Annotated in this window: 16 protein-coding genes; 8 read left to right on the top strand and 8 right to left on the bottom strand. The window is 67.7% G+C overall.

The features are described 5' to 3' along the window. Positions 1 to 149: 149 nt before the first annotated feature. Genes ACE3OG_RS13665 through ACE3OG_RS13655 form a run of 3 tightly spaced genes read right to left on the bottom strand, consistent with a single transcriptional unit; the run spans position 150 to position 3,279 of the window. A complete protein-coding gene (locus ACE3OG_RS13665; protein ID WP_374309557.1) occupies positions 150 to 1,040 on the bottom strand; it encodes an efflux RND transporter periplasmic adaptor subunit in 891 nt (296 codons plus the stop codon). Further along, positions 1,037 to 1,246: a DUF1656 domain-containing protein gene (locus tag ACE3OG_RS13660; protein WP_374309555.1), complete on the bottom strand. Its 210-nt coding sequence runs from the start codon at positions 1,244 to 1,246 to the stop codon at positions 1,037 to 1,039. Before ACE3OG_RS13660 ends, ACE3OG_RS13665 begins: the two co-directional genes overlap by 4 nt. After that, positions 1,243 to 3,279: an FUSC family protein gene (locus ACE3OG_RS13655; RefSeq protein ID WP_374309553.1), complete on the bottom strand. Its 2,037-nt coding sequence runs from the start codon at positions 3,277 to 3,279 to the stop codon at positions 1,243 to 1,245. Before ACE3OG_RS13655 ends, ACE3OG_RS13660 begins: the two co-directional genes overlap by 4 nt. 210 nt (positions 3,280 to 3,489) lie before the next feature. Here ACE3OG_RS13655 and ACE3OG_RS13650 point away from each other — a divergent pair, with 210 nt between their 5' ends. Next, positions 3,490 to 5,856 carry an FAD-dependent oxidoreductase gene (locus ACE3OG_RS13650; protein WP_374309551.1) on the top strand — a complete coding sequence of 789 codons (2,367 nt, stop codon included), beginning with the start codon at positions 3,490 to 3,492 and terminating at the stop codon, positions 5,854 to 5,856. A gap of 15 nt (positions 5,857 to 5,871) precedes the next feature. On the opposite strand, the gene ACE3OG_RS13645 is transcribed toward ACE3OG_RS13650, so the two are convergent. Further along, on the bottom strand, positions 5,872 to 6,297 hold the full coding sequence (locus tag ACE3OG_RS13645; protein ID WP_374309549.1) for an organic hydroperoxide resistance protein: 426 nt from the start codon (positions 6,295 to 6,297) through the stop codon (positions 5,872 to 5,874). A gap of 195 nt (positions 6,298 to 6,492) precedes the next feature. Between ACE3OG_RS13645 and ACE3OG_RS13640 the strand changes: the two genes are divergently transcribed. Both ACE3OG_RS13640 and ACE3OG_RS13635 read left to right on the top strand, forming a co-directional pair. Then, positions 6,493 to 6,873: a MarR family winged helix-turn-helix transcriptional regulator gene (locus ACE3OG_RS13640; protein WP_374309559.1), complete on the top strand. Its 381-nt coding sequence runs from the start codon at positions 6,493 to 6,495 to the stop codon at positions 6,871 to 6,873. 73 nt (positions 6,874 to 6,946) lie between these two features. Beyond that, a complete protein-coding gene (locus ACE3OG_RS13635) occupies positions 6,947 to 8,575 on the top strand; it encodes a Na+/H+ antiporter (RefSeq protein ID WP_374309547.1) in 1,629 nt (542 codons plus the stop codon). Between the two features lie 7 nt (positions 8,576 to 8,582). On the opposite strand, the gene ACE3OG_RS13630 is transcribed toward ACE3OG_RS13635, so the two are convergent. Together ACE3OG_RS13630 and ACE3OG_RS13625 are read right to left on the bottom strand one after the other, a co-directional pair. Beyond that, entirely contained in the window at positions 8,583 to 10,883 is a 2,301-nt protein-coding gene (locus ACE3OG_RS13630; RefSeq protein ID WP_374309545.1) for a DUF1989 domain-containing protein, read from the bottom strand. 43 nt (positions 10,884 to 10,926) lie between these two features. Beyond that, positions 10,927 to 12,279 carry an NAD(P)-binding domain-containing protein gene (locus tag ACE3OG_RS13625; RefSeq protein WP_374309543.1) on the bottom strand — a complete coding sequence of 451 codons (1,353 nt, stop codon included), beginning with the start codon at positions 12,277 to 12,279 and terminating at the stop codon, positions 10,927 to 10,929. A 455-nt stretch (positions 12,280 to 12,734) separates the two neighbouring features. On the opposite strand from ACE3OG_RS13625, the gene ACE3OG_RS13620 reads away from it, so the two are divergent. Continuing rightward, a complete protein-coding gene (locus ACE3OG_RS13620) occupies positions 12,735 to 13,787 on the top strand; it encodes a response regulator transcription factor (protein WP_374309541.1) in 1,053 nt (350 codons plus the stop codon). A gap of 40 nt (positions 13,788 to 13,827) precedes the next feature. Here ACE3OG_RS13620 and ACE3OG_RS13615 read toward each other — a convergent pair whose 3' ends face one another. Beyond that, a complete protein-coding gene (locus tag ACE3OG_RS13615) occupies positions 13,828 to 14,964 on the bottom strand; it encodes an aminomethyltransferase family protein (protein WP_374309539.1) in 1,137 nt (378 codons plus the stop codon). 164 nt (positions 14,965 to 15,128) lie between these two features. Continuing rightward, positions 15,129 to 16,841, bottom strand: coding sequence for an APC family permease (locus ACE3OG_RS13610; RefSeq protein ID WP_374309537.1), 1,713 nt, complete (start codon positions 16,839 to 16,841; stop codon positions 15,129 to 15,131). A 927-nt stretch (positions 16,842 to 17,768) separates the two neighbouring features. Here ACE3OG_RS13610 and ACE3OG_RS13605 point away from each other — a divergent pair. The 4 genes from ACE3OG_RS13605 to ACE3OG_RS13590 all read left to right on the top strand — a co-directional run bounded on the left by ACE3OG_RS13605 (position 17,769) and on the right by ACE3OG_RS13590 (position 21,938). Continuing rightward, positions 17,769 to 18,794 carry a LuxR C-terminal-related transcriptional regulator gene (locus tag ACE3OG_RS13605; RefSeq protein WP_374309535.1) on the top strand — a complete coding sequence of 342 codons (1,026 nt, stop codon included), beginning with the start codon at positions 17,769 to 17,771 and terminating at the stop codon, positions 18,792 to 18,794. Positions 18,795 to 19,288: 494 nt separating this feature from the next. Further along, entirely contained in the window at positions 19,289 to 19,876 is a 588-nt protein-coding gene (locus tag ACE3OG_RS13600) for a dimethylamine monooxygenase subunit DmmA family protein (RefSeq protein ID WP_374309533.1), read from the top strand. Continuing rightward, positions 19,873 to 20,826 carry a 2Fe-2S iron-sulfur cluster-binding protein gene (locus ACE3OG_RS13595; protein WP_374309531.1) on the top strand — a complete coding sequence of 318 codons (954 nt, stop codon included), beginning with the start codon at positions 19,873 to 19,875 and terminating at the stop codon, positions 20,824 to 20,826. Before ACE3OG_RS13600 ends, ACE3OG_RS13595 begins: the two co-directional genes overlap by 4 nt. 56 nt (positions 20,827 to 20,882) lie before the next feature. After that, positions 20,883 to 21,938, top strand: coding sequence for a DUF3445 domain-containing protein (locus ACE3OG_RS13590; RefSeq protein ID WP_374309529.1), 1,056 nt, complete (start codon positions 20,883 to 20,885; stop codon positions 21,936 to 21,938). The last annotated feature ends 91 nt before the right edge of the window (positions 21,939 to 22,029 follow it).

Genomic DNA, 22,029 nt, shown 5'->3' with positions numbered 1-22,029 from the left:
AAGGCGATCATGCGCGCCTGTACGCGACGGGCTGAGCCCGGTAGGAATGCCGAAGACGGGGAAGGACAGGAATGAGCGCGCAAAGGACATACAAGATATGGTCGCCTTTGACGCTCCTACTCCCCCCCTGCAACTTTTGCTGAAAATGCTCAACGGCGGGCGCGGGCGCCCTCGCCGACCACCGAGACGGTCGCCGTGCGGCCGACGACGAGCTTTTCGCGGTCCGCGTCGGAATCGAGCGCGACCCGCACGGGGATGCGCTGGGCGAGCCGCACCCAGGTGAAGGTCGGGTTGACGTTGGCGAGCAGATTGGCGCCCGCCGAGCGCTCGCGGTCCTCGATTCCGCCGGCGACGCTCTCGACGCGGCCGGTCAGGACCGCATCGCCGCCCATCAGGCGCACCTCGACCTTGTCGCCGACGTGGATGCGCCGCAGCTTCGTCTCCTCGAAATAGCCCTCGACGCGGATGCTGTCGGCGTCGATCAGCGCGAAGACGCCACGGCCCGCCGCGACATAGGCGCCGGGCGCGAGGCCCATGTTGGCGATGCGGCCATTGACCGAGGCGCGCACGCTGGCGCGGTCGAGATTGAGCTTCGCCAGATCGCGGTCGGCGCTGGCGCGGTCGACCGCCGCCTGCGCCGTGAGCTTGGCCGCGCGCGCCGCCTCGAGCTTCTGCTGCGTGACGGCGGCGTCGGAGAGCTTGCCGTAGCGCTCGAAGTCGGCCGAAGCCTGCTCGAGGCTCGCCTGCTTGCCCGCGAGGTCGGCCTCGGCCTGCCGCAACGCGAGGCCGAAGCGCTCGGGATCGATGCGGAACAACACGTCGCCGCGCCGCACGTTCTGGTTGTCGGCGACGGGAACCTCCGACACGAGGCCGGAGACGTCCGGCGCCACGGCGACGACGTCGGCGAGCACGCGCCCGTCCCGCGTCCAGGGCGCCTCGAGATAGTAGTCCCAAAGCGCGAAGCCGGCGAACGCCGCCGCCGCCACGGCGGCGAGGGTGACGCAGAGGCGGACGAGGAAGGAGCCGAGCGAAAAATTCATGCGGAGAGCCTGAGCGAAAGGAACGCCGTCGCCGCGAGGACGACGACATAGAGCGAGAGGTCGAAGAGAGGCCGCCGCCACACGAAGCGGTAGAAGCCGAGGCGCTCGAGGGCCGCCTTGAGGACGGAGGTCGCGACGAAGGCGACGAGCATCCACAGCGCGAGGGCCGGGACGAACACGCCGTAGATGTCGATGTCGTTCTTCATGCGGGGCTTCCTTCCCTGAGGCGCCAGGCCTGCGCGCGCGGGAACAGCGCGAAGCGCAGGCCGGCGAGGCCGAGCAGCGCCGCCCGTCCGGCCGCGCTGGAGCCGGTCCCGGCGGCCGCGTCGAGCGCGTCGTCGATCGCCTCGAGCAGGTCCGCCGGCGGCGGCGTCGACGCGTCGGCGCGGAAGAAGCGGGCGACGCCGGCGAGCGCGGCGTTGACCGCTTCGCGCGCGCCCTCCGGAAGCTGGCGGCGGACGCGGCGCAGCTCGACGACGTTGACGCCGACGCGCACCTCCTCCAGCAGCTCGGTCGTCCGCTCGGCGTCCTCCTTCGGCAGGACGGCGAGGCGCGAGGCCATCAGCCCGAGCCGGTCGAGCATCAGCGCGGCGAGTTCGAGCCCGCTCTCGCCGCCGCGCCCCTGCGCCGCCGCGACGAGGCTCGCGCGGTTGATCCGCCGCAGGCGCCGCACGGCGTAGCCCGCGCCGACCGAGCGCATGAGGCGCGTCGTGAAGGCGGCGATCCAGGCGCCGGCGAGGAGCGCCGCGTTGGAATGGACGAAGCTGACGAAATCCCCGCCGTAGGCGTTCTGGATGGCGAGCGAGCTCGCGCCCGTCACGCCGGCGCCGGCGCCGAAGGCGGCGGTCTGCGGCGAGGCCATGAGCAGCCCGACGAGGATCAGCCCCGGCGCGAGCGCCATCGCGACCATCTCGAAGCTCGTCGCGTAGGGCAGCAGGCCGAACACGGTGACGCCCGCGCCGAGGACGCCGAAGAAGGAGGCGAGCGCGAAGTTGCGGATGCCGGGCGCCGGATCGTCCTGCGTCGCGAAAAGGCACGAGCCGACGGCGGCGAACATCGGCGCGGCGGAGCCGGCCGGCCAGGCGAGCGCGATCCACAGCGCGCAGGCGATCAGGATGGCGACGAGCGCGCTGAAGGCGGAAAGCGCCGCCATGCCGTAGTCGCGGTGGCGCACGGCGTGCGCCTTCGCCGTGTAGGAGAAGGCGAGCGGCGGCGCCTCGCCCGGGGCGCGCCCGGCGATATGGCGCAGGAGCAGCCGCGAATCCTCGCGCAGGTCGATGAACTCGCGCAGCCGCTCGACGAGGCCGGCCCGCATGAGGTCGCGCCAGCCCGTCTCCGGCGACAGCGCGCCGAGGTCGAGCTCGAGAGCGGCGAGTTTTTGGCGCAAGGCCTCGGCTTGCGCCGGATCGGTCGTCTGCGAGGCGAGCCAGTCGGACATCTCGACCATGGCGGGTCCGCCCCGGCCGAGTTCGCCCATGCGCTCGAGCTCGCCGGCGCGCGCCGAGATCGAGGCGGCGATCGGCAGGAACATCAGCATGTGCTGGCGCAAGAGCGACAGCGCGCGGGCGAGGCCGCGTCCGCCGGACGGCTCGTAGCGCAGGGTCGCGGCGAAGGCGTCGAGCGCGAGCGCGTCGCCGGCGAGGCGCAGACGCTCGGCGCGCGCGTCGAGCGGCGTCGGAACCCCGCGCAGGGCGTCGAGCGCCCAGCGGCGCGCCCGTCCGATCCAGTCCTCGACGCGCGCGGCGACGACCGGCGCCGCCGACAGCGGCAGCACCGCCATCGAGATCACCGACGCGCAAAGCACGCCGACGCCGATCTCCTGCGCGCGCGCCAGAGCGACGTCGAAGATCGCCGCGGGCTCGTCGACCGCCGGAAAGCCGATGAGGGCGACCGTGTAGCCGGCGAGCATCGGCGCATAGGCCCGCGCCGAGCGGTCGAGCATCGACAGATAGAGGCAGGCGGCGACCCACAGGCCGACGGCGAGCGAGAGAAGCTCGGGAGAATTGACGAGGTTCGGGACGAGCGCCACGGCGGCCGCCGCGCCGACGAGCGTGCCGAGAAAGCGGTAGACCGCCTTCGAGCGCGTCGCCCCGGCGAGCGCGCCGCTTGATATATAGACCGTGGCGAGCGCCCAGTAGGGCCGCTCGAGCCCCGCCCACATCGACACATAGACAGCGAGGAGGCCGGCGGCGAAGGTCTTCAGCGCGAAGATCCACTCGCGCGCGCCGGGAAGCGTCATCGCCGGCCGGCCCCGGCCGCCGGGACGCGCGGGGTCGGGACGACGGCCAAGCACCGGATCATGACGGCCTTCCCTCGGATCGAGCGCGCCGCGACTTTAGGCTCCGCCGCGGCCGTCGCCAAGTCCGGCGTGATATTCGCATTTGCGAAGGACTTGTTTTGCGTCGCAAGCGCGCGCACCTTACGCCCGACGCGGCGGCCGAGGCGGATCATGAGCCAGAGAGAAGTCGACTACCTGCTCCTTGGCGGCGGCCCGGCGGCGGCGGCGGCGGCCGAAACGCTGCGCCTCGAAGGCGCGTCAGGCTCGATCCTGCTGGTCTCGTCGGACGACTCGCCGCCCTACTTCCGCCCGCCCCTCTCCAAGCAGCTGCTCGCCGGCGAGATCGCGCCCGCCCAGACGCTCATTCATCCTGAAAGCTTCTACGCCGAGCAGAAGATCGAGCTCGCCCTCAGGACCAGGGTCGTCGCCCTCGATCCGGCGAGGCGGGCGGCGCGCACCGCGGCCGGCGACGAGATCGTCTACAAGTCCGCGCTCATCGCCACCGGCGCGAGTCCCGCGCGGCTCGACCTGCCGGGGGCCGGGCTTGCCAACGCGCACCGCCTGCGCGACCTCGCCGACTGCGAGGCGGCGCGGCGGGACATCGCGGCCGGCGCGAAGGCCGCGGTCGTCGTCGGCGGAAGCTTCCTCGGCGCCGAGATCGCGGCGACGCTCGCCGGCCTCGGCCTTTCCGTCACGCTCGTCGAGCGTCACGAGCGCATCCTGCGGCAGCTCGCGGCGCCGTCGGCGTCGGACTTCATCGAACGCCGCATGGCCTCGCGCGGCGTCACGATCCTGCGCGACGAAAAGCTGACGAAGATCATCGGAGGGGAGCGCGTGGAGGCGGTCGAGACGCGGGGCGGGCTCCATCTGCCCTGCGACCTCCTGATGATCGCCATCGGCGTCGTTCCGGCGACGGACTTCCTCGCCGGCTCCGGCGTCGAGCTCGAGGACGGCCGCGTGGTCGTCGACGACCAGCTTCGCGCAAGCGTCCCTGCGATCTACGCCGCGGGCGACGTGACGAGCTTCTACGACCCGGTGTTCGCGCGCCGGCGCCATATCGAGCATTGGGACAACGCCGTGCGCCAGGGCCGGCTCGCCGCCCGCAATATGCTGGGGCGCAAGCTGCGCTACGACGAGGTCTCCTATTTCTTCTGCGACGTCGGCGACGTCAGCTTCAACGTGCTCGGAGCGCCGGAGGAGGCGAGCGAGCGCGTGGCGCGCGGCTCGCTCGAAGACAAGTCGATGGCTCTCTTCTACTTGCGGGACGACGTGCCGCGCGCGCTGTTCACCTCCGGGCGCCCGCCCGAGGAGACGCGCGAGGTCGAAGGGCTGATCCGCTATCGCGCGAACCTCTCCGGCGTGAAGGAGAAGCTCGCGGATCCTTCCTTCAGCCTCGGCGCCATCCCGAGCCAGACGGTGCTCGTGCTGCAGGGCGGCGGCGCGCTCGGGGCGTTCGAGTGCGGCGTCGTCAAGGGCCTCGAGGAAGCGAAGATCTTTCCCGACATCGTCGCCGGCGTCTCGATCGGCGCCCTCAACGGGGCGATCGTCGCCGGCAATCCGCGCGACGCGACGCAGGCGCTCGAATCCTTCTGGCGCGAGCTCGCCGTGAAGGCGCCGCCAGGGCTGCCGGAGCAGACGGCGCGGGCCCTCGCCTCGGCGCAGACGGTCGCCTTCGGCCTGCCGAACTTCTTCAGGCCGCGCTGGCTTCCCTCGCCCTTCGAGGCGCCGAGCCTGCCGACGAGCTGGACGAGCTTCTACGACGTCGCGCCGATGCGCGCGCTCATCGCCAAATACGTGGACTTCCCCAGGCTGAAGCAGAGCCCGGCGCGCCTCCTCGTCGGCGCGGTCAACGTGCGGACGGCGAAGCTCGAAATCTTCGACAGCTACGTCGACGACCTGACGCCCGACCATGTGCTGGCGAGCGGCAGCCTGCCGCCGGGCTTTCCGTGGACGATGATCGACGGCGAAGCCTACTGGGACGGCGGCGTCGTCAGCAATTCGCCGCTCGACCTCGTGGTCGACCGCTGCGGGCCGGACGGCAAGCGGGTGTTCATCGTCGACCTCTTCGCCGAGGAGCGTCCGCTCCCCGCCAACATGACGGAGGTGATGGCGCGGCGCGACGAGATCGTCTACTCGGAGCGCGTGCGCAGCGATTTGCGCATGCGCGAGCTCGTCGGCGCCTATCGCAGCCTCGTCAACGGCGTCCTGCGCCATGTCGACGCGGCGACCCGCGAGAAGATCATGCAACGCCCGCCGTTCATCCAGCTGATGGGCGATGGGGCGGCGACGACCATCACCCGCTTCGTGCGCAAGGGGCGGCCGGGCGAGCCGTCCGCGCGCGACTATGATTTCTCGGAAGGCTCCGTGCGCTTCAACATCGCGCAGGGCCACGCGCTCGTCCGGGAGACGCTGGCGAAGCCGGACGCGGCGGCGAACGGGGCCGGGACGGAGCCCGCGACGCGCGACCTGTCGCAATTCAGCGAAGGCGAGCTCGGCGGGCCGTTCGACGCCGCCCCCGACGAGCCTGCGCGGCGCTGACGCGCCGCGCTCCGCTCAGGCGAGCGTCAGGCCGACGTCGACGTTGCCGCGCGTCGCGTTGGAATAGGGGCAGATCTGATGCGCGGCGTCGACGAGCTTTTGCGCGTCGGCGCGATCGAGGCCCGGCAGGTCGACGACGAGGTCGGCGGTGATGCCGAAGCCGCCTTCCGAACGCGGTCCGATGCCGACGGTCGCGGTGACTTTCGTTTCGGCCGGAACCTTCAGCTTGAGCTGTTGGCCGGCGACGCCGAGCGCGCCGATGAAGCAGGCCGAGTAGCCGGCCGCGAACAGCTCCTCGGGATTGGTCCCCGGACCGCCGGCGCCGCCAAGCTCCTTCGGCCGCGACAGCTTGACGTCGAGCGCGCCGTCCGCGCTGCGGGCGGAGCCTTCCCTGCCGCCGACGGCGGTCGCGGAAGTGCGGTATTTGACGTCGACGGACATGGCGGTCTCCCTGAAAATCGTCGCGACAATAATTATCGCGATATCTATTTCTATCCGGCCCGGGCCGCCTTGTCCAGCGCCTTTGTTATCGCGATATCCATTTTTGTGATACGCTGCGCGCGCATTCAGGAGCTCCCCTTGCCCGCCGCCTCGCCTCTCGACAGCCAGCTGTGCTTCTCGCTCTATTCGGCCAGCATGGCGGTCACCCGCCTGTTCAAGCCGACGCTCGACCGGCTCGGGATCACCTATCCGCAATATCTCGTGCTGCACGCGCTTTGGGAGCAGGACGGACGCAGCGTCCGCGCGATCGCCGAACGCCTCGCGCTTGAATCAAGCACGGTGACCCCGCTCCTGAAGCGGCTCGAAGCCGCAGGCCTCGTCACCCGCGCGCGCAATCCCGACGACGAGCGCGAGGTCGAGGCGCGGCTCACCGCCGCCGGCCGCGCGCTGCGCGGGCGGTGCGGACGCCTCGCGCAGGAGCTGACGGAGCGTTCGGGCCTGTCCATGGACGAGCTCGGCGCGCTCAACCGACATGTGCAGGTTCTGCGCGACGCGCTGGCGCGCGAGCGGCCCTGACGCGCGAGGCAGGTGACGCCTCCGCCCGCCCCGCCTATCCTGCCGCGCCCGCCCACGACCACCCGGACGCCGCATGCCGCCAGCCGAAAGCTTCGAACTCGTCCTCGTCCTGATCGCCGTCGTCATCCCGCTCGAGCTGATAGCCCGGCGGCTGCGCTTCCCGCCCTCGGCGGCGCTCACGCTCGGCGGCGTCGCGCTCGCTCTCCTTCCGGGCATGCCGGAGATCAGCGTCGATCCCGACCTGATGCTGGTTCTGTTCCTGCCGCCGCTCTTGTTCTCGAGCGCCTATTTCACCGTCTGGCGCGATTTTCGCGCCAATCTGCGCGTCATCCTGCAACTCGCCGTCGGCGCCGTCGCCTTCACGACGCTGATCGTCGGCGTCGTCGCCCGCCTCCTCGTCCCCGACCTGCCCTGGGCCGCCTGCTTCGCCCTCGGGGCGGTCGTTTCGCCGCCCGACGCCGTCGCGGCGAAGGCGGCCCTCGCCGGGCTCCCGCTGCCGGCGCGCCTCGTCACGCTGCTTGAAGGGGAAAGCCTCATCAACGACGCCGCGGGGCTCGTGCTCTACCGGCTCGCCGTGACGGCCGGCCTCACCGGCGTCTTCAGCCTCGCCGGCGGCGCCGGCGAATTCGTCCTCCTCGCCGCCGGCGGCGTCGCCGTCGGCCTCGCCGCCGGCTTCCTCGTCTCGAGCGCGCTCGCGCGGCTCAAGGACGCCCATCTCGTCATCGCCGCCAGCTTTCTCGTCGCCTGGGCCTCCTACATCCTCGGCGAGCGCCTGCACGTCTCGGGCGTGCTGTCGACGGTCGTCTGCGGCCTCGTCCTCGGTCAGCGTCAGCATTCGCTGTTCTCGGCCGTGACGCGCGTGCAGGCCACGGCCGTGTGGGCCGTCGCCGTGTTCATCATGGAGTCGCTGATCTTCATCCTGATCGGCCTGTCGCTGCGCGGCGTCCTGCACAGGCTCTCCGAGTCGGGCTTCGAGATGTCCCGCTTCGCCCCGGCGATCGGCGCCATCCTGCTCGCGATGACGGCGGCGCGCTTCGTCTGGATCCTGACGACGGCCTATGTCGCGCGCTTCCTGTTTCCGAAGCTGCGCGCGAGCGACCCCTACCCGCCGCTCGCCGTGCCGATCGTCATGAGCTGGGCCGGCATGCGCGGCGTCGTCAGCCTCGCCGTCGCGCTCGCCGTGCCGGAGGAGTTTCCGGGCCGCGACTTCATCATGGCCGCGACCATGGCGGCGATCTTCGCCTCGATCCTCATCCAGGGAACGACGCTGCGGCCGCTCATCAAGGCGATGCCGCTCGGCGCTTTCGAGCTCGCGCAGGCGCAAACGCTCTCCCTCGCGCAGGCGCGCGCCCGCATGATCCGCGCCGAGGAGCGCGCGATCGCCGGGCTCTCGCGCCAGCCGGACGGCGGCGAACGCCATCCGCGTCTTTCCGAGCAATATGGCCGCAGAGCCGAGATCGCCCAGCGCTACGCGGAGTCGAACGGCGAGTTCGACGCCGCCCGCCGCGAACATTACGACGCGATCCTGGCGGCGAACCGCGCTGGCCGGGCCGAGCTTTTGCGGCTGCATCGCGCGGGAGAAGTTCACGACGCCGTCGTGCAGGCGCTCGAGTCGGAGCTCGACCTCGAAGAAATCGGCGCGCGACGCGTCGCGGACTACTCCGAAGGCGCGGCGCACGGCGCCAATCCCGGCCACGCGTGAGCGGCGCCTACGCCCTCACGCGCGACTTGTCGGGATCGTACTGGCACACGGGAGCGACGAGCGCGCCGATGCGCTTCTGGCGCCCGTCGAGCTTGCCGATCTCGAGCGCCGTCCCGAGCTGGCCGCAGGCGACGTCGACGCGCGCCAGCGCGATCGTGCGGCGCAGGACCGGCGAGCGGGTCGCGCTCGTGACGACGCCGACTTTCGCGCGGCCGGAGAACACCGGATCGCCATGGCCGACCGGCTCGTTCCCCTCGACCGCAAGGCCGACGAGCTGGCGCAGCGGATGCGCGCGCCGGCGCGCCAGCGCCTCCGATCCAATATAAGCGTCCTCCTTCTTCGCCGGAACGGCGAAGCCGACGCCGGCCTCGAACGGGTCCGTCTCGTCGCAGAATTCATGGTTGGCGAAGATGAGCCCGGCCTCGATGCGCACCATGTCGAGCGCGCCGAAGCCGAACGGCGCGAGCCCGTGCGGGCGCCCCGCCTCCATCAGCGCGTCCCACACGGCGGGCGCGGCGTCCGGATGCGTCCAGATCTCGTAGCCGAGCTCGCCGGTGTAGCCGGTGCGCGAGACGAGCACGGGCCGCCCGCCGATCTTGCCGACGGTGAAGCGGAACCATTTCAGCTCGTCGGCCGTGGCGCGGAGCGGCGGCGTGACGAGCGCCTCGCGCAGGATGTCGCGCGACTTCGGGCCCTGCAGCGCGACGTTGTGGAGCTGGTCCGTCGAGGAGCGCACGAAGGCCCGCAGGCCCTGGCGCTGGGCGAGCTCGCGCAGATGGACGCCGCAATAGTCGTCGCCGCACACGAGGCGGAAATTGGCCTCGCCAAGGCGGAACACCGTGCCGTCGTCCATCATGCCGCCGTGCTCGTGGCAGATCGCCGTGTAGACGATCTGGCCGACGGCGAGCTTGCGGATGTCGCGCGTCACCGCGCCCTGCAGCAGCGCCTCGGCGTCCGGGCCGGTGACCTCGAACTTGCGCAGCGCCGACAGGTCCATGATCGCGGCGCGCTCGCGGCACGCCCAATATTCGGCGATCGGGCCTTCCGAGGCGTAGCATTGCGGCGTCCAGAAGCCGCGATAGTCGGCGAAGGAGCGCGTCAGCGCGCAGGTGCGCGGATGGAAGCCCGATTCGCGCGTGAGCGTTGCAGGTGAGTCGACGGTCATGCGGTGGGCTCCGCCCTTCGAGAAGTTTTCCCTGGCGTCGTAGACGCGCACATGGATGTCGGTCGGCCGCCAGCCGTTCGCCGGATCGATGTCGTCGGCGCAGGAGGACGAGGCGCACACGAGGTCGGTCAGCGCGCGCAGGAGCACATAGTCGCCGGGCCGCGACCACGGCTCGTCGAAGCCGATCATGTCGTCTTCGCCGACGAAGGTGTTGTAGAAGAAGTTGACCGCCGGCCAGCCGCGCCGCGGCGCGACGCCGTAAGGGGCGAGGGCTGCGTTGAAATTGTCGGTGCAGTTCCCGTGTCCGGGGTAGCCCATGTCGTCGTAATATTTCGCGCTGCAGGCGAGCATGAAGGTGTCGTGCCGCCCGACGGTGTCGCGCACGATCTCGAACAGCGGGTTCTGGTCCTGGTCGAAATATTTCGAGTGGAGGCCGGGCTCCGGCGTCGCCGCGCCCATCAGCGTGCGCGTCGTCGTCGGATCGACGCCGAGCTCGCGCCCCTGCTCCAGAGCCCTCGCGTCGAAGGCGAGCAGGTCGGAGCACTGGCGCCCGTCGACGTCGATGATCTGGAAATAGTCCCCGGCCGCGACGCGATAGGCGCGCGCGCTCGCGGCGTCGATGCGCAGGTCGAGCTTGACGGGGGCGAGCGGAGGCGGCGCGACGCCCGCCGCCCGCGCCGAGAAGATCTCGACGCGCAGGTCCGTCGGCGGATTCTGCGCGTCGGGCTCCATCGCCTCGCCCGGAACGACGAGCAGGCAGCGCATGTCGGCGGGAGCCGGGAAAAAGAAAGTCTCGCCCGCCGCGCCGTCGTCGCTGAAAAGCGTGATCGCCTCGGCGGCTTCGCCTTCGCGAAGCGCCGCGAGGAAGGCGCGCGCGGGGTCGCCCGCGCCCGCCCCAAGGTCGGAAAGACCGCCGAGCCGCCGCGACGCCGGGCCGAGCGCCGCGGGGGCGTTCGCCCCGGAAGCCGTCGAGGCGACGAGGAGGTCGCCTCTCTGTCCGCCCTCGGGGCTGAAGACCGCCGCTTCGTCGCCCGCGGCGAGCTCGAACAGGATCGAGCCGCCGCCCGGCGCGCGCAGGATGCGCGAGGGAGCGCGCGCGGCAAGGCCCGCGCCGCCTTTGAGGCCTGTCGCCGTCACGTTCATGTGCGTTGCTCCTTGCGTTACGCGGGCGCGGGGCCTGCGGCCGCTATTCGGCCGCCTCCGGCTGCGCGATGAAGGCCTCGAAGGAGTCGTCGAGCGCCTCCATCCATTTCGTGTGGTGCGCCGGCGCCTTGTTGCCGGTCATGATCGAAACATAGGAATTGTTGCGATAGCCCATGATGCTCTTGACCTTGTCCTCCTCCCATTCCTTGAACAGGGCCGCGACCCGGTCGAGGTCGAACATCGGGTAGTCCGTGGCGGGGATGAGGTCGCGCACATATTCCGTCTGGAAGTCGATGCCGTCATAGGCGGTCTCGATCTTCTCCTCAAGCGCGCGCCAGTGCTCGATGTCGGCCTGGCGCTCCTCTTTGCTCGGCAGCTTGATGCGCCCCAGGATGACGTCGCGCGCGTACCAGGCCTGCGCGTCGAACATGTTGAAGGTGAAGTACTGGTCCTGCATGCCGAGGTAGATCAACTTCGGGTTCTCCTGCCAGAAGATTCCCTTGTAGAGATTGGCCGGATAGAGCCTGTTGCTGGTCTTGAGGCGCAGGTCGTCGGCGATAAACGGGAAGTGATGCAGATAGCCCGTGCACAGGATCACAGCGTCGACCTCGGTCGTGCTGCCGTCCTTGAAATGGGCGGTCTTGCCGGTGAGCTTGGTCAGCAGCGGCTTCACGGTGAAGCAGTCTGGCCAGGCGAAGTTCAGCGGCTTTGAGCGATAGCTGAAGGTGATCGACTTCGCGCCGTACTTGTAGCACTGGCTGGCGATGTCCTCGGCGGAGTAGCTGCTGCCGACGACGAGCAGGTTCTTGCCGACGAACTCGTTCGCGTCGCGGAAGTCGTGGGCGTGCAGCACGCGGCCGGGGAAGACTTCGATGCCGGGGAAATGCGGCACGTTCGGCGTCGAGAAGTGGCCGCTGGCGACGACGACGTAGTCGAAGGCCTCGGTGTAGAGCTCGTCCTTCTTGAGGTCCTTGACGGTCACGGAGAATTTCTGGGTCTTCTCGTCGTAGTCGACCCAGCGGGCGACGGTGTTGAAGCGCACGAACTTGCGCACGTCGCTCTTGGCCACGCGGCCCATGATGTAGTCATGCAGCACGGCGCGCGGCGGATAGGACGGGATCGGGCGCCCGAAATGCTCCTCGAAGGAGTAGTCTGCGAATTCGAGGCACTCCTTCGGGCCGTTCGACCACAGGTAGCGGTACATGCTGCCATGGACCGGCTCGCCGTATTCGTCGACGCCGGTGCGCCAGGTGTAGTTCCACAGCCCGCCCCAGTCCGACTGCTTCTCGAAGCAGACGAGCTCGGGAATTTCAGCGCCCTTCCTGGCGGCGGACTGGAAGGCGCGAAGCTGCGCGAGGCCGCTCGGGCCGGCGCCGATGATGGCGATGCGAGTCATGTCGAAAACCTCGTTTAGCTTAACAGACGCATGTCGGAGGCGCCGGGCGCGGCCACCGCCGCTCTCGCATTTCTTCCCCCGGCGCGTCCTCGAACGCAGGCGAGCCGGACGGATTTGGGCGTCGGTCTTACATGCCGACGAGAAAATAGCGACCCTGCCGCCTCTGTGAAATATCTTTCACTTGAGGAAAGCTAAACGGGGTCGACGTTCCACGGCAATAATGACAGGTGTCACTATGTCGCGCGCCAAGGCGTGGGGCGGGCTGGACAAAGGCGGCTTTTTCGCTCCGCGGCAAAGCCCGGAGGTCGGCGCGCGCCCTCACCAGGGTCATTGCATACCGCTCATACTCATGATTTCGCTAGGTTTTCATGGAAGGCCGCTTACGCCTCCCAATCGCCGCGGCGGCGCGCTATCCTCCTGTTGGGATCGACGTCAGGGGGGCGGCGGCGGACGGCATGAACGAAGAGGTTAAGCGCCGCGCGGCGCTGCGTTTCGGCAATGCGGAGTGGTTTCGGCGCTTCGGCGACATAGCCAAATCCATCGGCACCGACCGCTTCCATGAGGCGCTGGTGGATCTCTTCGGCGCGAGCGTTCCCCATAACGCCGGCTGGATCATCCGCTACTCGCGCGCCGCGCCGCCAGACGTCATCTACAGCTGGAACGTGCCGGCCGAAACGCTGCGAATCTATAATTCGAAGTGCCTGGAGATCGATCCCTTCTCGCGTCACTGGAAACGGAGCCAGAGCTCGGGCGTTTTGACCCTCGCGCAGCTCGAGACGTCAGATCTCGACTTCCTTTTGTACAAAAGCCTCTATCTCGGCCCCGCCGGCGTCTCCGATGAAATGGGGATGTTCTTTTCGACGATCGGCCACTGCTGCCTCGGGCTTTTCCTCGACCGCCGCGCCGGCCGGTTCGAAGCGTCCGACGTGCGGCGCGCGAGCCGGATGTTTCCCGCCCTTGAGGGCTTCCATCGCGCTCATCTGGAGCGGCTTTTCGACAATTTGCGGCGCAAGGACGTTTTCGGCGCGCAGGATTTCATCAATCGTCCGGTGTTCATTCAGGACCGCTTCGGAATCGAGGTCTATTCCAACGCGTCCTGGAGCTGCGCCGCGCGCTCCGAGCCGGCGATCATGGAGGCGGTCGCCGAGCTGTTTCCCGAGACGAGCCCGCAGACGCGCCTCGCCGGAAATTTCGTCGTGCGGTCCGAGACCTTCGACAAGGACTTTTCGCTGGCGCCGCGCGGACGAATGTTCGTGCTCGAGCCGAGGCCGCTCATCGGCGAGGGCGGCGCCGAGCGGCGCCAGGACGTGCTTCAGCTCTTTACGCCGCGCGAAGGCGAAGTGCTTCTGATGATCATGCAGGGCTGGAGCACCGGCCAGATCGCTCAGCGTCTGGAGATGAGCAAAGGCACGATCAGAAATCTGCGGCTTCGCATCCACCGCAAGGCGGAGGTCGCGTCCGAGCGCGAGCTCATCAAGAAATTCATGCCGATCTTCGATCTGGCGTAAACGGGCGGCGGCAGCCGCCCGTTCGTCGCCCTGGCCGGCGTCAGCGCGGCTTGCGCTCCTCGAGCGGATGGGTGCGAAGGCGCAGCGGATCGTAGAACGGCGTCTTGACGACGCGCGCCTTGAGGGCGCCGGCCTCGCCGCGCACCTCGACCTCCGTCCCGTAGGCCTTGAACTGCGGCTTGACGTGGCCAAGCGCGAGCGAGCGCATCAGGCGGCGGCTGTAGGTCGTCGAATTGACGACGCCGATCTCCTGGCCGTCCTTGAAGATTTTCGCGCCCGGCTCGACCGCCTCGTTATGGTCGACCTCGAGTCCGACCTGCGCGAAGCGCTCCTGCCCGCGCCGGCGCGCCAGCGCCTCCTTGCCGTGGAAGGCGGGCTTCGACAGGTCGACGGTCCAGTCGACGCCGACCTCCCAGGGGGTCACGTCGCCTTCCGGCATGTCGTAGGGGAAGAACAGCAGCGCGCCCTCGACGCGCACAATGTCGAGGCACGCCCAGGATACGGCGGTCGCGCCGAACGGCTTGCCGGCCTCGAGGATCTTGTCCCACAGGTAGACGGCGTCGGCGGCCTTGCAGAACACCTCGTAACCCCGCTCGGCGGAATAGCCGCCGCGCGCGATCGAGACGTCGCGGCCGAACAGGGTCGTGCGCTGGTGCTCGAAGTAGCGCAGGTCGGCGAGGTTCATCGGCGTGTGCGGCGCGAGAATGTCGAGCGCCTTCGGCCCCTGCAGCGACAGGATGTGCGTGTCGTCGTCCTTGCGGAACTGCACGTCGCGCCCTTGCGCGAACTGCGGCAGCACGTCCTCGAGCGAGCCGCCGCCATGCGAGATGCGATAGGCGTTCGGGCCGTCGCAGTAGATGAGCACGTCGTCGATCAGCGAGCCCGCGTCGTCGACGATGTTGCTGATCGCCGACTTGCCGGGCTTGATCTTGGCGATGTCGGAGGTGAGCATCGCGTTCAGCGCGGCGAGCGCGTCGGGGCCGGAGACGTCGATCAGCCGCAGCGCGGTGACGTCGAAGAGGCCGGCGGCCTCGCGCACGGTCTCCGTCTCGACATAAGGATCGCTCGCGTAGTTCTGCGGGATCGGCATGTCGTTCCAGGAGGCTTCGAAATTCGTCCCCAGCGCGCGATGGCGCTCGTTCAGGGCGTTCTTGCGGGGATGGGCGTGAGTGTTCATTGCAGCACCTTCTTTTGACGTTCCGTCCGCTCCAGGAGCGGCCGTCCGCGCCGCCCGCTTTTCGGTGGAAGACGCGGTCTTACAGAGTTTACGTCAAGAAATTTTCTTCCTGGGAAGATTCGCCGGCGACGGCGCCCGGAGGAGCGTTCCCGGGCGCGTCTGCGTCAGAGCTGGAAGATCCAGTTCGCGGCCAGCAGGACGACGAGGCCGGCGATCAGGACCAGATAAGGCAGCGCCCCGGCCTTTTTCTCCGTGTGGCGGCCGTCGCCGATCTCAAGGTCCTCGAACGTCTCGTGCGGGAACTTGCCGCCGTCCTGGATGTAATGGCGATAGCAGAACACCGGGATGATCATCGAGGCGGTGATGAGGCCGGCCCACAGCGCGATCGGGTTCCACACCTTGGCGCCGGCGCCCATGAACACGACGTTGACGAAGGCGAAGACCGCGCCGAGGCCGATGATCCAGGACGGCGCCTTGTAGGGGCGCGGCACATGGGAGGAGTCGATGCGGTGGATCCAGCCCGAGTTGAGGTTCAGGAAGTTGAAGATGATGTAGCCGCAGTTCGACACCGCCAGCACGAAGAAGAAGCTGGTGGCGTCGGCGCAGGCGATGGCGAGCAGGATGAGGTTGAAGCCGAGGTCGGTCCACATCGCCCGCGTCGGCGCGCCGTGATCGTTGACGTGGCTGAGATAGCGCGGCAGCCAGCCGTCGACCGAGCCCTGGTAGAGCGTGCGCGAGGAGCCGGCCATCGCCGTCATGATCGAGAGGATCAGGGCGAGGATCATCAGCATCACGAGGACGCTCTCGACGATCTTGCCGCCGCCGACCATATGCGCCATGGCCTGCGCCACGCCCGAGCCGTCGACGATCGTCGGATCGAGCATGCCGGTGAGGCCGAGCACGCCCTGGAAGGTGAACGGCACCAGGATGAACAGCGCCATGCACAGCAGGCCGGAGTAGAAGATGGCCTTGAAGGTGTCCTTGGCGGGATCGCGGAACTCGCTGGTGTAGCAGACGGCGGTCTCGAAGCCGTAGGTCGACCAGGCGGCGATGAACATGCCGCCGAGGACCAGCGTCCAGCCGCCGATGTTCCAGCTGCCGGGCTCGGGCGCGGAGGCGGCGGCGAGCGGCACGAGCGGCGAGAAGTTGCTCCAGTCGACCTTGCCGGTGAGCAGCGGCACGAGGCCGACGACGACCATCGGGATGATGACGGCGAGGCCGATCCACTTCTGCACGCTCGCAGTGCCGAGGATGCCGCGGTGCTGGATCGCGAAGACCATCAGCATCAGGGCGAAGCCGACGAAGAAGGCGGCGTTGAGCGAGAAGCTGACCGGGCCGATCGAATGCGTGAAGAGCGCCCAGTTGCGGATCGCCGGGCTCAGCGCGGCGACGGCGGCGGCCGTCTTGTCGGCCTCGGAGCCGACGATCTCGGCGCCGTGGGCCGCGAGCCACTGCGCGACCTCGGGCGAGCCGGCGAGCGGCACGGGAGCGATCGCGTTGAGGATGTAGGCGGCGGCGATGGAGCAGCCGAGCGAGAGCACCGGACTCCAGGCGAACCAGTTGCACCACACCGAGAGCGGCGCGACCAGCTTGACGTAGCGCACCCAGGCGGCCGCGCCGTAGATCGAGGCGCCGCCCGACTTGTTGGGGAACAGGCCGGCGATCTCGGCGTAGACGAAGGATTGCAGGAAGCCGAGGACGATCGAGACCGTCCAGATCAGGAAGGCGAGCTTCCCCGTGGTGCCGGCGATGCCGCCGATCGAGAACAGGACGAGGGCGGGGACGCCGCTCGCCACCCAGAAGGCGCCGGTCCAGTCGATGCTTCGGTGAAGCCGCCCATCCAGCTCTGTCGAGGCGGCATCTGTTACGCTGCTCATATAGCACTCCTTGTTTCGCTCTTCGCGCGCCTGCAATCGGCGCTCTTGCGAGAGCTTTCCTTCCCCAGTGATTGATATTTTTCTATGGCGACAGCGAATTTCCCATGAAGAAAGCGCCTGTCAATGGTGTCCATTGGCATCATAGACCCGGGCTATGATCGACGTTAACGTCAGCGGCCCGCGCTTTCGTCGGCGTTGTGCGCGCAGAAGGCGGAGCCGGTTTGTTCGCTGAAGCGTTCCGTGTTTGAGGCGGCTGGCGCCCCCCTGATTCTGGCCATCGACAAAGCTGGATCCATCGCGCAGGAGATGGACCATGCGGCGTGACCGTCCCAGCAAAGATCAGGCCATCGCAGCGCCGCCGTGATGGCCTGATCTCTTGGGAAATGCTGATCTCGCCCGCAGCCCGGTTCGCGAGGGCGACGCGGGATCGGCGATCACGCCGCCTCGGAGCGCGCCGCTTGCGGACGGATCGCAGGGGATCGGTCGAGCTTCCGCATCATCGCAAAGCGGATGCTGCTTCCGCCGCACGTTGATCCGTCATGTTCCACGATCGTCCGATTAGAGCCTTTTTCCAGAGAGAGTTGGCGGCCGCTTAATCTGTAGCCGCCCATCGTAACGCGCCATGATCGAGATCGTGAACCGGAACACAGACCGGGGCAAGCCTGCGAGGAGGCCGGATCGGCGCAGAGATAGCGAGGACGCGACAGGCTTTCGGCCCGGCGGACCGGATCGCTCGACTCCGGCCCGGATCAAGCCAGAGCGAGGCCGGGCGTGACGTGCGGCCGACAGGAAGACGGGGAGCGCGTCAGGCGCCATCGCCATTGAAAAGCTTTTAAAATAGCTATTTTCTGAGATCGATAAAATTCCAGTTCTTCAGAGCTGGAGCCATGTCGAAAACGACAGGCGTGATTGAGGGAGAATCGCCCCATGCTTCGCCTGGACGACAAACGATGGTTCGATAAGCTCGGCCAAGTGGCCAAGTCGATCGGCTCTCGGGATTTTCATCCCGAGCTGGTCAGCCTCTTCGGCGCGAGCATTCGCCACGACTCCTGCTGGATTATCCGTTTCTCCCGCAACGAGTCGCCGGAGGTCCTGTACACTAACAACGTGAAGTCGCACGTCGTCGGAGCCTATCTTGGCGAATACAGCGGAGTCGATCCTTTCTCCGACTATTGGAACAATCATGGCCACGCTGGCGTCATCATGCTGGCCAAAGTCAAGGCGGAATATAAGGGTATCGAGGCCTATAGCCGCGTCTTCCTGCCGAACGCCCGGATTTCGGATGAAATGAGCGTATTTCTGCCAACCGTCGGCAACGATTGTTACGGTCTATTCCTTGAGCGCGAAGAAGGCGTTTTTTCGCGCGCCGACGTCGAGCGCGCGCGTCGCGTCTTTCCCGCCCTCGAAGGCTGTCATCGCGCGCATATCAGCAATCTGTTCGCCAACGCGCATAAAGCCTGCGAGCTGGAATTTAACAGGCTCGCCGATAAACCAATGTTGATCCAGGACCGGTTCGGCGCAAGCGTCTATTCGAACGACGCATGGAATGAAGCGGTCGCCGGGGATCGCGCAATCAATTCTGAGGTGGTTCGGCTTTCAGCCCGAGGCGAAAAGACCAGCGCCTTGGACGGATGGATCATAAAATTCGAAAAGATGACGGGGGATTTTCCGCTTGCCCCGCATGGTCGAATGTTTGTGCTTGAGCGTTGCAATTCGGCGCCCGCGCCGGGCGATTTCGACACGCCGTCGCTTGAGGAGTTGACGCCGCGCGAACGCGACATCCTCTCTTTCATGCTGCGTGGTTGCACGACCGGCCATATCGCTCAAGCTTTGACGATCAGCAAGGGAGTGGTCAAGAATTATAAACATCGCATCTACCGTAAGATGAATGTCGACTCGGAGCGCGCCCTCGTAAGGAGATTTGCTCCATTTTTTTCCAGAATTGATATCTGAACATCGATATCTGGACACAAGGAGCGGCTTTCGCGGGCGTCGGCCACAGTCGACGTCTTTGAATTATCCTATCGGCTTAAGATCAGCGCGAATGAATGACTGAAGCCGTCTAAATCAACTCCGCAGATAATGATCGCCGGCCCGAAGGCGACGCGGGCCCATGAGCCGGAAACGGCCGCGCCTGAGCCGCCAGGGCCTGCAATCCTCGCGCGTCGCCAAATTCGCCCGGCCCACTTGTCGTCGACCATCCAGCCGGCAATCGCCCGCTCGCACGGCAGTTTCCACGCTCCTGAGAGGATTTCCGCCTAAGACGCAAGCTTTCTTCTGAAGAAAAAGAATGTCAATGATATCCATTGGCATCATGGACCCGGCCCACCGCCGATACTATTTCTAGTCGCTCAGCATCCCATTAGGGGCGCCGAACATGCATGTCATGCGGCTCGCGCCAGCGTCATGATCGGCGTTCGGACGCCCGGTCACAGAGTCGAGGGAATATGTCCGCTCCCCCAATGTTCAGCCGTCCGACATATGAGGCGCTCGCGGTTGATCCCGCCGGGCGCCGGCATCTTTTCGTCGCCGACCATCGCTTCGAGCCCTCCCCGGAGACGTTCGCAGGCCTGCCGGCGGATGCTCCCGTCGAAATCTGGCGCACGCTCGCCGAGGCGCGCGTCGCCGCCGCGCCGCACGAGGGCGGCGGCGCGGTTCTGCGCGACTTCCGTTCGCGCGCGCAGATTCTCGACGCGCTCGACCACCGTCTGTCGCGGGAGCGCGTCGGCCTGCGCCTTTACGCCGTCGGGCTCGAATCCTTCATCTGGGACGTCGCCAAGATCGCCGCGGACAAGGGGCTCGACCGCGACGAATATCGTCTTTTCCACGTCGGCTCGCAGAGCCGGCGGGTCTACTGCGTGCATTGCCGCGCCGTCACCGAAAATGTGTCGACCAACATCGCGACCTGCTCGGGCTGCGGCGCGCATCTGTTCGTGCGCGACCACTTCTCGCGCCGCCTCGCGGCCTTCGCGGGCGTGCAGGTCGACGCCGAAGTTCCTGGCGAAATCCCCGCGATCGAAGAGGTCTATCCATGAGCGGCGCCGACCATCTCCTTTTGCGCGTGCGCGACACCGAGCGGGTGTCCCCGCTGCTGAAGCGTTTCGTCTTCGAGGCGGCCGACGGCGGCGAGCTTCCTCCCGCCGGACCCGGCGCCCATCTGCGCCTGACGCTCGAGGGCAAGGGCAAGCGCTGGAAGAACGCCTATTCGGTCGTCTCCGCCCCCGCCGACCGCAGCCGGCTCGAGATCATCGTGCGCAAGGTCGAGAATTCGCGCGGCGGCTCGGCCTTCCTGCATGAGAAGATCGAGCGCGGCGCGATCATCGCCGCGCATGAGCCGGGCAACCTGTTCCCGATCTCCCATCTGGCGCGCAAGCATCTCATGGTCAGCGGCGGCGTCGGGATCACGCCGTTCCTGTCCTATATCGCCGCGTTCCGGGAGAGCGGCGCGGACTACGAGCTGCGCCATTTCTGCCGCGACGCCGAGCTTTCCGTCTTCGAGCGGCTGCTCGCCGATTTCGACGACGGACGCGTCATCCTGCATCCGGAGTCCTCGCCCTGCGACCTTCCGCAGGTGCTGAGCTCGCAACCGCTCGGAACGCACCTTTACACCTGCGGCCCGGAAGGGCTGATGAACCTCGTGCTCGACAGCGGCCGGGCTCAGGGCTGGCCCGCCTCCAAGCTGCATTCGGAATCCTTCGGCGGATCGCACGCAGGCGGCGCGCCCTTCGTCGCCATCTTGAAGAAATCCGGCCTCGAGGTCGCCGTGCGCGACGACCAGACGCTTCTGGAGGCGATCGAGGAGGCCGGGCTCGAGCCCGAATGCCTGTGCCGCGGGGGCGCCTGCGGCGTCTGCCAGACGGGCCTCATCGAAGGCGAGCCGGATCATCGCGACCACTTTCTCAGCGAAGCCGACCGCGCCGCCAAGCGCTCCATCATGATTTGCGTTTCGCGCGCGAAGACGCCGAGCCTCGTGCTCGATCTCTGAAACGAAGCAAGAGCGTCGCAGACGCCAGGCCGAAACGGCCTGATGGGAGGATTGACATGAACCAGCGTTTCAAGCCGTCGGAGACGTTCCGTCAGGACTTCACCTACCGGAACAGCGACGAGGCGGTGCTGCGCTTTCCGTTTCCGTTCGCCGAAGATTCCTACATGTACTCGGTTAATATGGAGCCGCATGTGAAGGGCGGGCCGACGCCGGCCTTCCAGGCGACTTTCGACGTCGACGAGCATTACGTCGCCGAATGCGCCGAGCGCGCCATCGTCCTCGAGGGCGATCCCAGCCGCTGCAAGGTGCTGCCGCACATGATGACGGCGCAATGGGACACGCTCGAGCTCATCATGGAGAGCCTCGCGCGCGATTATCCGGCGGACTTCACGCTCACGAAGGACGGCGAGCGCTGGACCTGGGAGAACAGGCCGCTCGGCATCCGGCAGGAGTTCACCTTCGGGGACGCCTCCACCCTGCCCTACGAGCCCTTCGAATATGTCACCCGCCAGGCCCAGGGCGACTTCACCCTGCAGGATCAGCGCGAGGACAATCTGTTCGTCGACGGCGGAATGGTCACGACCCAGGCCGACTGGTCGCTCGAGTTCAACATCGGCATGTCGTTCCATGAATGGCATGCGCCGGTGCCGCTCGCCGGTCAGCTCGGCGTCTTCGACCGCGCTCTCAAGTTCCTGACGCGGCTGCAATACGGCCAGCCCGTGCGTCGCCTCAACTGGACGATGACGATCAATCCGCGCCTCGACACGAGCCCGGAGAATTATCCGCTCTGGGGCGCCGACCGCACCACCGTCACCCCGGAGAACGTCGGCGAGAAGGTCCACCTGCGCGTCGAGCTGCAGACGCTATTCCGCCTGCCGCGCTCCAACGGCATCCTGTTCGGCATCCGCTGCTACCTCATCCGCGTCGGCGACATCGCGCGCGTCGCGAAATGGCGCAAGCGGCTGCATCGCGTGCTGCGCGACCTGCCGCCGGAGCTCGCCGAGTACAAGGGCCTCACCCGCTACCGGGAGATGGTCGTCGACTATCTCGCGCCCTTCGACGACGGCGCCCCGCTCTCTGTCGGAACCGCCCCTGAGCAGACGACGCTCTAAGCGCGTCGATCCGAAAGGCGCGGAGAACTTTCGGACCGGACGTATGCGCCGGATCAATGACGCGGGGCGAAGGCCGGGAGGCTTCCGCTCC

This window comes from Methylocella sp. (assembly GCF_041905455.1).
GTDB lineage: Bacteria > Pseudomonadota > Alphaproteobacteria > Rhizobiales > Beijerinckiaceae > Methylocapsa.
This window is presented reverse-complemented; position numbering and strand designations above follow the sequence as displayed.